10 protein-coding genes are annotated in these 12,246 nt (G+C 43.8%); 5 read left to right on the forward strand and 5 right to left on the reverse strand.

Annotated features, from left to right (window positions below):
• Positions 1 to 131: 131 nt before the first annotated feature.
• Together AAEY72_RS05425 and AAEY72_RS05430 are read right to left on the reverse strand one after the other, a co-directional pair.
• Positions 132 to 1,022 carry a fructose bisphosphate aldolase gene (locus tag AAEY72_RS05425; protein ID WP_352309739.1) on the reverse strand — a complete coding sequence of 297 codons (891 nt, stop codon included), beginning with the start codon at positions 1,020 to 1,022 and terminating at the stop codon, positions 132 to 134.
• 193 nt (positions 1,023 to 1,215) lie between these two features.
• Positions 1,216 to 2,064 carry a DMT family transporter gene (locus AAEY72_RS05430; RefSeq protein ID WP_189583590.1) on the reverse strand — a complete coding sequence of 283 codons (849 nt, stop codon included), beginning with the start codon at positions 2,062 to 2,064 and terminating at the stop codon, positions 1,216 to 1,218.
• Positions 2,065 to 2,421: 357 nt separating this feature from the next.
• Here AAEY72_RS05430 and AAEY72_RS05435 point away from each other — a divergent pair, with 357 nt between their 5' ends.
• The 3 genes from AAEY72_RS05435 to AAEY72_RS05445 are packed head-to-tail and all read left to right on the forward strand — an operon-like array spanning position 2,422 to position 5,894.
• The gene (locus AAEY72_RS05435) at positions 2,422 to 4,335 is read left to right on the forward strand and encodes an ABC transporter ATP-binding protein (protein ID WP_189584125.1); all 1,914 of its coding nucleotides are present in this window, start codon (positions 2,422 to 2,424) and stop codon (positions 4,333 to 4,335) included.
• Positions 4,336 to 4,374: 39 nt separating this feature from the next.
• Entirely contained in the window at positions 4,375 to 5,265 is an 891-nt protein-coding gene (locus AAEY72_RS05440; RefSeq protein WP_352309740.1) for an alpha/beta fold hydrolase, read from the forward strand.
• Between the two features lie 11 nt (positions 5,266 to 5,276).
• Entirely contained in the window at positions 5,277 to 5,894 is a 618-nt protein-coding gene (locus AAEY72_RS05445; protein WP_352309741.1) for an alpha-ketoglutarate-dependent dioxygenase AlkB family protein, read from the forward strand.
• Positions 5,895 to 6,062: 168 nt separating this feature from the next.
• Here the strand turns inward: AAEY72_RS05445 and AAEY72_RS05450 are convergent, their stop codons facing one another.
• The 3 genes from AAEY72_RS05450 to AAEY72_RS05460 form a co-directional block, all read right to left on the reverse strand.
• A complete protein-coding gene (locus AAEY72_RS05450; RefSeq protein WP_352309742.1) occupies positions 6,063 to 7,058 on the reverse strand; it encodes an NADP-dependent oxidoreductase in 996 nt (331 codons plus the stop codon).
• 73 nt (positions 7,059 to 7,131) lie between these two features.
• A complete protein-coding gene (locus AAEY72_RS05455; RefSeq protein ID WP_010200741.1) occupies positions 7,132 to 7,887 on the reverse strand; it encodes an endonuclease/exonuclease/phosphatase family protein in 756 nt (251 codons plus the stop codon).
• A 212-nt stretch (positions 7,888 to 8,099) separates the two neighbouring features.
• Positions 8,100 to 9,212 carry an AOC03_06830 family ribosome hibernation factor gene (locus AAEY72_RS05460; protein WP_352309743.1) on the reverse strand — a complete coding sequence of 371 codons (1,113 nt, stop codon included), beginning with the start codon at positions 9,210 to 9,212 and terminating at the stop codon, positions 8,100 to 8,102.
• 454 nt (positions 9,213 to 9,666) lie between these two features.
• Between AAEY72_RS05460 and AAEY72_RS05465 the strand changes: the two genes are divergently transcribed.
• Positions 9,667 to 11,874, forward strand: coding sequence for a M3 family metallopeptidase (locus AAEY72_RS05465; protein WP_352309744.1), 2,208 nt, complete (start codon positions 9,667 to 9,669; stop codon positions 11,872 to 11,874).
• On the forward strand, positions 11,875 to 12,132 hold the full coding sequence (locus tag AAEY72_RS05470) for a YheV family putative metal-binding protein (protein WP_352309745.1): 258 nt from the start codon (positions 11,875 to 11,877) through the stop codon (positions 12,130 to 12,132). It abuts the gene before it with no gap.
• The last annotated feature ends 114 nt before the right edge of the window (positions 12,133 to 12,246 follow it).

Genomic DNA, 12,246 nt, shown 5'->3' on the forward strand with positions numbered 1-12,246 from the left:
ATAAATAAGCTCATAAAAGGATGAACTTAATTCGGATAATAATAAGTTCAATATAGAATTAAAGCAATAAAAAAATCCCAGCAAACATAAAGTTTACTGGGATTATAAATTTTATTTTGAATAGCTATTGCTTAAACTTTCGACGCCTCAAAGATATCTTCAATTGAGTTGTTAATGGTTTCAGAAAATTCCTCATCGCTTTGCTGCTTACTTAGACCTTCAGTAAAGGCACGTGAGAAGCTCGCAATCATACCTGGGTTTTGTTTTAGCTTAGCACAAGCATCGCTCCGGCTATAGCCACCCGATAAAGCCACCACTTTTAGCACTTTTGGATGATCAATCAGTTCTTGATAAAAACCCGCTTCCTCTGGCAAGGTCAATTTCAGCATGACTTGGTGATCGTCGTTTAAACGATCCAGATTATGCAACAGATTGGTTTTAAGTATCAGCTCACAGTCATGTTTTTTAGTGCCATCAATATTTACTTCTGGCTCGACGATTGGCATCAGGCCTTTTGAGATGATTTGCTTGGCGACATCAAATTGCTGCTGCACAACTAGCGCGATACCATCGACATTGGGCTCATAAATCACTGAACGCATCTTGGTACCAAATACTGGATAGTTTTTGGCCTTGTCCAATAACGCATCTAAATCAGGTATCGGGCGCATGACTTGCACGCCGTTCATCTGTTCAGCCAAACCTTTATCAACCTTAAGAAATGGCACGATATTTTTGTTTTCCCACAGATAGTTAGCTGTCGACTTACCGTCAACTTCGCGCTCCATGGTATCTTCGAATAAAATCGCCCCAAGCACGCGCTCATTATCAAAAGACTCACACGTGATGATACGGGCTCGCATCTCATGTACGAGATCGAACATGGCATCATCATTGTCATAATCGTCGCTGCTCACGCCATAATTTTCGAGTGCTTTTGGCGTACTGCCCCCACTTTGGTCAAGCGCCGCGATGAAGCCTGAACCATTTTTTATACGCTGTAATTGCTTCTGGTATTCCATTGAGTGTACATCCTATTGTTATTCATTGAGGTCAAGTGTCTCAAAGCAAATCGCTTTTTGTCAGCTTATATCAGTCTTGCTGTTTTTAAGCAACCTTATCATAGGATGCCCTGCGTGCCTATATCTGATAAGTTAACGATTTTATAAATCGCAACGACGTTGATGGATTTGGGCTAAATTATTAGGGTGTTTGCTAAGCTAAAAACAGTACTGCCACACAGCCAACTGCCAATAACAGCCCTATTATATTAATACGATTGAGCCGCTCTTTAAATACCCCAACGCCGATGATAGTTGCCACTGCGATGACACCCACATTCATACCAGTAAACACAATGCTTGGTGACTCAGACAATACTTGATGTGCCCGTACATAAGCGTAAATATTGCCCATATTCAGCGCACCCAGCAGTACTCCTGCCATGAGGGCATTGCCCTGCCAGCGTACCCGCGTGATCAGCAAATAAATAAACAGTAACAGCCCTGCCAGCCCGAAACTTATAAATAAGGTTAGCGGAAAGGCGGACCCTTGCTTGGCAACTTGCTTGAATAGAATATCAATAATGCCATAGCCTGCCCAGACGCCAAATAACCAAAGCGGCGTTTGGCGCGCCTGTTTGTCCATGCCGCCCTGCTGTGGACGATAAACCAAAGCACCGAGAGCTAAAAACCCTAATACCAAACCAAATATACGAGTACCCGTCAGCATCTCACCGAATAATAAAAAAGCAGCAACGATAGGAATGATGAGTGATAAACGTTGGGCAGCATCGGTTGCCACCATGCCGACCGCTGCAATCGCGCGCCCAAGAATGATAAATACGGCAGGCAGCAATACGCCAAGCGCTATGATAATCCCCCACGCGCTTCCTAACAGACTAAGTCCGCTGATGTCTGGCTTCAATAAAAACCAAGTGAGTAAGAACGCTACTGGGTAACCGGCGACGATAGTCTGACGGATATCGATATTTCGTTGACGTAATATTTTTAAAAGTACTGACACAGCGACACTACATAGTACCGCGATGGTTAAATACATCATGAACGTCTACCTTTTAAGCTGCAATTTTGTGTATTTATTATTCGTTTACTCAAACACGCCCTAAACGGAAGCGATTAGATTAGCCAAAAATGAGAACAGGCCCTAAGCCATATCTTCTGCTCAATAAAATCATAGAATGTAACAAAATATGTTTTATACAGCAATCTATTTATAATGCTTTTGCTAACAGGTAGTAAACGTAGGCAGCTATTGATTGTCAATTTACAATTAGCATGCAGGCGTGATTACGAAGTTTTGTTAAAATAGCGTAACTTCCTATTCACACAAATAAATGTTCAAGACAATGCTTGCCAGCGTTTGTCTTGGCGTATTGCTATTGATGTTCTACCCTTGCCTATGAATGCTCTATTTCGCTTTTTTGAAAACCGTCTACCCGCCTTTCCTGATACGCCTATGCCATTGCCCTCACCTCGTGACGGGCTGATGAAGTTTTTATGGGCGTGTACTAAAGGTTTGCGTGGCTGGCTACTCTTTTTTATGATTTTGTCGGCGGGTATCGGCATTTATGAAGCTATGCTGTTTGCTTGGATTGGTAATATCGTCGACTGGCTGGGTATCTATACGCCGCAGACGCTGTGGGCTGAAAAAGGTGATATGCTCCTTTTGATGCTAGCGGTCATGCTATTGAGTCCCTTTTGGATTGCCTTATCTTCGTTTATTCATTTTCAGTCGATTCAAGGCGTGTTTCCGATGCAAATGCGCTGGCGTTTTCATCAGCACATGCTCGGGCAGTCGATGCAGTTTTATCAAGATGAGTTCTCTGGTCGCGTTTCTGCTAAGGTGATGCAGACGGCTCTAGCCGTACGCGATACGGTGATGACGGTCACTGACATGTTCATGTACGTGATCGTGTATTTTATTACGACTGGTGTTATCTTATTTAACTTAGACAGCTTATTGCTCATCCCATTTGTTATCTGGTTTGTCCTGGTTGGCATTGCGTTGCGCTTCTTTATTCCCAAGCTTAAACGGACGGCTATCGTACAGGCTGATGCCCGTGCGTTGATGGTTGGCCGAATCACTGACGCTTATGCCAATATCATGACTGTCAAATTGTTCAGCCATTCACGCCGTGAGCTGGGTTATGCCAAGAACGCCATGGGTCAGTTCTTAGGGACGGTTCATGCACAAATGCGCTGGGTCAGCTATTTAGAGGTCTCAACCCATCTGATTAGTGTCATTTTAGTGAGTAGTACGGCTGGGATTGGCATTTATTTATGGCAGCAAGGCGATATCGGTGTTGGTGCTGTTGCCGCAGCCACAGCGATGGCCTTGCGACTCAATGGTTTGACGCAGTGGATTATGTGGCAAACAGCCAGCTTATTTGAAAGCATTGGTACCGCTCAGGATGGTATGCGTACACTATCTGCACCGCAGACTATCGTTGATACACCTAACGCTGCTACGCTAAAAGTGACTGATGGCCATATCGTCTTTGATCATGTTGACTTTAGTTATGAAAGTGAAAACGATGATATCGAAGGCGAGCGCATTGACGAGGTTAATACTGCCGGAACAGCCCTTACCCATTCACAAGTCAAACTACTTGATGGCTTCCATCTAGATATTAAACCGGGTGAAAAGATTGGTTTGGTGGGTCGCTCAGGTGCTGGTAAATCAACCTTAGTGAATTTATTATTGCGCTTTTTTGATGTGGATAAAGGTAAAATCTACATCGATGGGCAAGCGATTGACGAAGTTACTCAAGAGTCATTACGTCAACAAATCGGTATGGTCACGCAAGATACCTCGCTGCTCCATCGTACTGTCCGTGAAAACATTGCCTATGGTCGCCCTGATGCCAGCGATGAAGAAATCATCCTTGCCACTGAGCAAGCACAGGCTTGGGAATTTATCAAAGATTTATATGATGATAAAGGCAACACTGGTCTGGATACACAAGTGGGCGAGCGCGGGGTTAAACTATCTGGCGGCCAGCGTCAGCGTATTGCCATCTCACGTGTCATGCTAAAAAATGCGCCGATTTTACTCTTAGATGAAGCGACAAGTGCACTCGACTCTGAGATTGAATTTGCCATTACTGAAAGCTTGAATGATATTATGACGGGCAAAACAGTTATTGCCATTGCCCATCGTCTCTCTACGATTGCCGCACTCGATAGACTGGTGGTCATGGATAAAGGTCAGATTATCGAGCAAGGTAGCCACGATGAACTATTGGCATTAAATGGGGTGTATGCTGGCTTATGGCAGCGTCAAAGTGGCGGCTTCTTAGGCGAAAACAATTAATTATTGATGAATAATAAATCATAAGGCAGTGTTACTTTTATGGAAGCATTCACAAACAGTATCGATATCGGTGGTCAAAAGGCACGCTATTATGATTTGAGCTCGTTGAATACATCGGCTAATAATAAAACCAAACGCCCTAAAGCGCACTTTTATGGTGGCAATGGTTTTACAGTAGGTAACTACAAGCCCCTGTTGACAGAGCTTTCTGCTGGTTTTGACATCAGCTCTCTCGCGATGCGCGGCTATTGGTATGACCAGCCAAAAGCCCGTGTATTAACGCGTGAGCAAGATGCCGATCTGCTTATTCAGTTTTTAGAGCAGACTCAAGATGGTCCTGTTATAGGCATTGGACATTCACAAGGCGCTACCGCTACTGCTATGGCAGCGGCTAAACGCCCTGATCTATTCTCTGAGTTGTATTTGATTGAGCCGGTAACTTTTACCAAATCGCAAGCGCTGTTGTATAAGCTGATACCTCGTTCCGTTAAGCTTAAACGTCAACCTTTTAAAAGTGCTTTAACCAAGCAAAAGGTTTGGGCAAATATAGATGAGTTCTATAAAAACCTACGAGAAAAGAGCGCTTATCGACGCATCTCTGATGAGCACTTGTACCTGTTTGCCGAACAAAGCTTAATACAACAAGACGATGGACGTTATGCATTTATATTCACTCCCGAACAAGAGATAGCGAATTATTTTGGCATCCCTTATATCGACGGTGCATTAAAGAAGCTGGCGAAAACCAAGGTGCCTTACCAACTTATCATTGGCAAGCCGACTATTTTTATTAACGATAAAGTTCGTAATAATTGGCAAAAATTTGTGCCCGCTAACCAGCTTACTATCATGCCTGAGAACGGACATCTATTGCCTATAGAAGCACCGAAGCAATGCGCCACTTTTATCCTACAGAATTTTAATCGTTAAAATTTTAGCTTATGACTGATTTATTTGCCCCTAGTCCTGTAGATAACCTATTGCCTTATGAAGGGATACTCAATGATCTGGGCATCGTTGTCGAGAATAGCCATGAGCTTTACGACCTCTTACTAAGCGAACTGCCTTGGCATGCTGACATTGTCACTTTGTTTGGCAAGACCCATGTCACCACGCGTCAAATCGTTTGGATGGGTGGAAACAATAGCAGCTATCACTACTCTGGACACGCCCGCCAAAGTATCCCATGGTCAGAAACAGTGTTTCACATGAAACAGCATGTCGAACAACAACTAGCAAATATTGGAATTGTCGCTAACTTTAATTCTTGTCTGTTGAATTATTACCCCTCAGGTAGCGATGGCATGGGCTATCATGCAGATGACGAAAAAGAGTTAGGCTGTCAGCCAATTATCGCTGCCCTATCGCTCGGTGCCACGCGAAAATTTGTCTTTAAGCATAAAAAAACCCAAGATAAAGTCGAGCTTTATCTTGAGTCTGGTCAGCTTATTGTCATGCATGGCGATACACAAGCCTACTGGAAGCACACCATCACCAAGACAAAATCAGTCGCTAAAGGGCGCATTAGTCTCACGTTTCGGCAGATGCTGCCCGATTAGGGCGTGTCATCATTTTAAAAATGGTGATAAAAATGAGGTAAATTGCAGTCAAGCAAGGAAAATAGTGCAGATAATATCGAGATATTACCTAGCTATTTGACGATGTTTGGCAAAATTTAACCATTTTTAGCCCATTTAGGTTGCTATCGGTTGAATTGAGGACACGCCCTAGTCTGCCTTTAGAACAATCTTACCAAAGGTATCGCCTTTTTGTAGCTCGCGATGTGCTGCCACGGCTTCAGATAACGGATACGTCTGCTGAATCTGTAATTTGAGCTTACCAGTGCCCACTTGTTCTAACACTCTTGCCATATCTTGCCCACTACGCTGCGCTTTATAACCAGCCACGTTTAAGCTTTTTTGACTACCAGCATCGACGAGCTTATCAACCCAGATCGTTGGTAGCACATTAACGCGGCCACCAGATTTGAGTACATCAAGCGCGCGTACCCCTGCATCCCCACCGACCAAGTCAAGCAGCACATCGGCTTGGAAGTCAGGAAATACCTCCTCTTTAGTGTAGTCAATCCAGCTCGTCAGCTTGGATTTATCTATTAACGCATCGAGCTTGGCATATTTTTCTGGCGAGCAAATTACCGTCACCTTAATGTTATCTTGCGACACTTTATTCATGAGCAACTGGATCAACAAATGACCGACGCCGCCTGCTGGTGCATTTATGACGACATGCTCACCTTTTTTGATATCAGCAAACTCTACAAATTGTAGCGCCGTTTGTCCGATACAGGGCAGCGCACCTGCTTGCTCTAATGTGACTGACTCTGGCACTTTGGCAAGCAATTTGGCATCGACTGCCACATACTCAGCATAGCAGCCACCATTGAAAGTCAAGGCGGCGACTTTATCACCAACAGCAAACTGTCCACTATTGCTACTGACCACCTCTCCTGACATATCAAAGCCTAAAATCGCTGGCTGATCATGATCAAATTTATCTTTGCGAATATTATCAGCGCCCCACCCTTTTCCTTGACGGGTTTTGTAATCAACGGGGTTAATGCCTGCGTAGGCTACTTTTACTAAGACTTGCTCATCCGCCAAAATAGGAACAGCAACACTATCCTCATAATTCATAACGTCGGGTTCGCCAAACTCACGAATAAGTACGGCCTGTTGAGTGATTGGTATTTGAGTATTAGACATGGTTCATCATCCTTGTGGGTTTCTATTATTTTATTTTTTAGTCACGGGTTTGCGTTTCAGTAGATGGTTTGCGCTATGGCAACATCAGTTCAGCACTGATGGGCAAGTGATCAGATAGCGTTGACCAAGGTTTGCCAGTGTGTACCCATGCATCCTTAATCCTTAGATTACGTACATAAATACGGTCTAAGCTGAGGACTGGCAGCTTGGCTGGGAAAGTAGGCGACAGCTTGCCGTGACAATGTTTGAAAGCTTCGGTCATGCCGAGACTGGACGCCAACTTATCACAAGACAGTTTTTTCCAATCGTTAAAATCGCCTGCCAAAATAAGCGGTTGGTCAGGCGCAATCTCATTGCGCACATAGTTGGCAATGGCTTCATATTGCTTGAGACGATCGCGCTCAAATAAGTTCAAGTGCGCGCACAATACCACGACAGGTCGCTCCCAACCGATAGGCTGTACCTCACAGTGCAAGACGCCGCGTTGCTCAAGCTTATTGACGGTAATATTGACATTATGTTTTGGATCTAGCGGGAATCGGCTGAGCACGGCATTGCCATGATGACCGTTTTCATATTCTGAGTTTTTGCCATAGCTATTTTGCAGCTGCAGATACTCACCAAACCATTCATGCTGTGATTGGTCAGGATATTCGTTGTATTGCATATTGCGCTTGAGGTTTTGACCTTGCACCTCTTGCAAACACAGCACATCGGACTCTATGACTTCAAGCGCATGGGCAATACCTTGCATTTTCACTTGGCGATTCATAGGCGACATGCCTTTGTGAATGTTATAGCTGGTTAGAACAAAAGAGGTGGTAGTCATAGATATAGTCATAAACTCAGTATTTGGATAGTAAAAGTTGATAGCACTGCATAAAAACTTATCATCAAAAACGAGTGGCCAATTAGTAATGTAGAAGTGCATCAATGCAAAAGGAGCATTGATTCTTATCGAATCAATGCTCTCATATTATACCTATATGCTATCAATGGCGAATTCGTCGATGAACATCATTGATAGCCAGTTTTTTTGAATCAGTAGCGAGTCACTAGAGCAATCGGTTGGTCTTCACCCATGATGTCTTGCGGCATAAACACAGCCTCGCCACCATTATGAATCACATGCTCAATGATTTCGCCAATCGCATCATCAGTGACGCCTTCTGCGGTAGCATCATTAGCAATACTTAGAGTCTGCGCTTTTTCATCAATTTTGGCAGATTGTATATAGCCACGGCGTACATAGAGCGTCTCGCCAGCACCTTGGAACGCGCTACGATATACTTCCTGTAGATCAGTCTGCAACATATTGGCACCGCGGGCTTTATCAATCTCGCCCAAAGCAGCATGATGTAATGACGTACGATATTCTTCTACCGCTTCTTGTACACTATCGACGATATGCTGTGCACTGCCATCTTCTAGATTGGTGGCGTTTGATACCGTGGCAATGATGTTTTCTGGACGATCACAGACTTCTTTGTAGTAACCGATATTTTTGGCATCGCCAACGATGACAAGAGGCATTTTATGCTCGCCCCACAGCTCTTGTACGCTCTTATCGACTTGGTTAAAGTATTCTTTTAAATGGCTGCTTTCATTACTTACAGAACGATCAGAGCCACCATCGCTTGTCGTATGAAGACCATTATTTTCGACAGGGAATGCGATGCTTTCCATATTGTTTTGTGCATCGTCATCTTTATCAAACTCTCTGATGACACGATCATTTGATGCTTCGATCAGGCGAGCCTTATCACGGGTCAGCACGACTGTATAGTAGTGAACGGCACTTGCCATATCACGAACTAGGTCGCGCGTGGCAAAACTGTCCGAAATCACCACACGCTCTGTGGTATCGATGGGCATACGGATCATTTGTACATCGTCGGTACTGGCAAATATGGCTAAGGTATCGAGATTATAATTGTGGTTTAACTCACTGGTCTTAGCGTGAATCTTATCTAAGATAGTTGTCGCTGTACTCTTATCATATTCTTTGGTTAAGCGATCTTCTACGACTTTTAGCTGGTTTTTTAGAGCGATTGGATCTTGCTCATTGGCTGGATGCGCTCGATGTGTCTTAACAAAGATACTGACCGCTGGATTGGCTTTAGTTTCACGTAAACTTTTAAGAGTCGCTTTCATATACTGCTCCTTGTTTTATTATCATTTACTTTCAACGTTGTAAATTTTTCTATGAGTCATTTTCTCTATAAATTGTTTATCAATAGGGCTTGATATTTTTATTCCATTTCCTTGATGCTAACAGTCAAACCTCACTTGCTGTAGGGTCAATTTGCAAGCAAATGATAGTGCTTTGTAAGTAGAACAATCTATGTTGTTATAAAAGGCAGGTTTATCTCATTTAAACATATTTAATATCGACCCTCTCGTCGCTTTACTTTCTGTATTGTCAGTGAGTAGGTTGCATTTTCATTAAATGAACCCATCTTTTATATAAGATAGGTATAAGACCGCAAAATAAAAAAGTAACTAACAGCCTTTTATACTCTGTGTGTTACATCACGCAAATCACTTATACCAAACCATATTTAACCAATAATAATTTATTCACTAATATCAGATATCGGATACCTTTATGACACCCATTTCTCCAAATTTACGTCTTGTCGATTTTGCCAATGTTTCACCAAGTGCATTACAAAGCCAAGTCATTAGCGCGATAGACGATGCCAATGCTTTTTTAGATGAAATGACAGCCCATACTGACAGCAACCACAGTCCTGCTGATGTCACTGCTGAGCAAGCTCTGAGCGATGTGATGAATTTTGATCATATCAATCTAGCATTAGATCGCAGTTGGGGTATTTTGTCGCATCTCAATAGCGTGATGAGCAATGATGAGATTCGTCATGTGCATCATGAGCTGTTGCCTAAGCTGTCTGCTTACGGCACTCGTGTGGGGCAGCATCAGCCGCTGTTTAGTCGTTATCAAGCTATCGTGAATGATAAAGCGTTTTTTGCAGCGCTTGAGCCTGCGCGCGCTCGTGCCATTGAGCTTGCGCTTAGAAGCTTTGAGATGTCAGGTGTGGCGCTACCTAAAGCTGAGCAAGAGAAATTTGCTGCCATTCAAAGTGAACTCTCAACCTTGTCAGCGACGTTCTCAGACAATATATTGGATGCTACCCAAGCCTATGCCTTACCACTTAAGCAAGCGCAATTAGCGGGCTTGACCGAAAGTGGTTTGGCACTATTGGCAGACGCAGGCGAACAGTATAAAGCCCGTGAGCTTGCCAGCGGCGCCCTCACGCAAGCAGATATCGATGCGTTGCCGACCCCTTATTGCGTAGCAAGTTTAAATATCCCCGTTTACCTTGCGGTCATGACTCATGCTGACGACCGCAGTCTACGTGAGACGTTGTACCGCGCTTACGTCACGCGTGCCTCAGAATTTGATGGTCATACAAATAAAAAAGGTGAGTCGCTGAATAACGCCGATATCATGGGTCAAATCCTACAATTACGTGAGCAAAAAGCCACGCTATTAGGTTTTGACAATTATGCAGAGGTATCGCTATCGACTAAAATGGCAGATAACGTGGCAGAAGTAGAAACCTTTTTACGCGATTTGGCCACGCAAGCCACGCCAGCGGCTAAGCAGGATTTAGCGCAACTGCAAAAATATGCGCAAGATTATGGCATTGATGATTTGCAGCCTTGGGACAGTGCTTATATCGCTGAAAAAGTAAAACAAAGCGAATTTAGTCTTTCACAAGAAGAGATACGCCCATACTTCCCATTACCAAAAGTCATTAGCGGCTTGTTCGCCATTGTTGAGCGCCTATACGGCATCAAAGTACAAGAGCAAAGTAGTGATAAGACAGCTAGTGAGAGCACATCTGTCTCGCGATGGCATAACGAGGTAAGCTTCTATCAGTTGTTTGATGCTGACGATAACTTGCTTGGCGGCTTTTATTTTGATTTATTTGCTCGCAGCGGTAAGCGCGGTGGCGCTTGGATGAGTGGTTTTCAGTCGCGTTATACTTATGATGAGCAAGACCATCAGCAGCTACCGGTTTGCTTTATGGTCGGTAACTTCACGCCTGCCCTCGATGGCAAACCAAGCCTATTAACCCATGATGAAGTACTGACCTTGTTCCATGAGTTTGGTCATGGGCTACATCATCTTTTAACCCAAGTGACGGTCGGTGATGTCGCGGGTGTTAATGGTGTTGAGTGGGATGCAGTCGAGCTGCCCAGTCAATTTATGGAAAACTGGGCGTGGGATGCTGAAGGTATTGCCCTTATCAGTAGCCATGTCGAGACTGGCGAGCCCTTGCCTAAAGACAAACTTGCAGCCTTACTGGCAGTAAAAAACTTCCAAAGCGGCATGCAAACCCTACGTCAAATCGAGTTCTCACTGTTCGACTTATTGATTCATGCACACACGCCAGCACTTGATTATGATGGTATCTTGGCGACCTTAAATACGGTTCGTAACGACATTGCCATCATGCAAACGCCTGACTATAACCGCTTTGCCAATGGTTTTAGTCATATCTTTGCAGGTGGCTATGCGGCAGGTTATTACTCTTATAAATGGGCAGAGCTATTGTCTGCAGATGCTTTTAGTAGGTTTGAAGAAGAAGGTATTTTTAATCCAGTGACCGGTAAAGCTTTCCGTGAGACTGTTTTATCGGTTGGTGGTAGCTTCCCTGCCAAGACTAACTTTGAGAACTTCCGTGGTCGTAGCGCCAGTATTGAGGCCTTATTGCGTCACAGTGGCTTTAGCAATGTTAAAAACGTCGATGCCGCCAATGCCAAAAGCAATCGCGAGGTTATTTAGATGCGTTATCAATCGTCACGCCCAAAGCGCCGATTTTTGGCGGGTGTCCGCTGTCCCAAATGTCAGGTGATGGACGCGGTGGTACAGGTAAATATTATGACGCCTGTGCCTGATGAGTATATTGAATGTACTAAATGTAGCCATACGGAACATCGCCCCGACCCTGATGCCATCAGCGCCAAAAATCATGCGGAAGACCAACTCGCTCGTGATGCGATGGCAACAGGCACCAGTGGCACGGTAAAATTTAAAACTTAAGCAAACAAATAATACTGATACTGATACTTAAAAGTTTTTTAAGTGCTTTATTATTTAACAGTATTTTAAGCCTATCTAGCAATAGATAGGCTTTTTATTTTGAGTTTGCTATAG

The organism is Psychrobacter sp. W2-37-MNA-CIBAN-0211, assembly GCF_040309405.1.
In the GTDB taxonomy this organism is placed as follows: Bacteria; Pseudomonadota; Gammaproteobacteria; order Pseudomonadales; family Moraxellaceae; genus Psychrobacter; species Psychrobacter glaciei.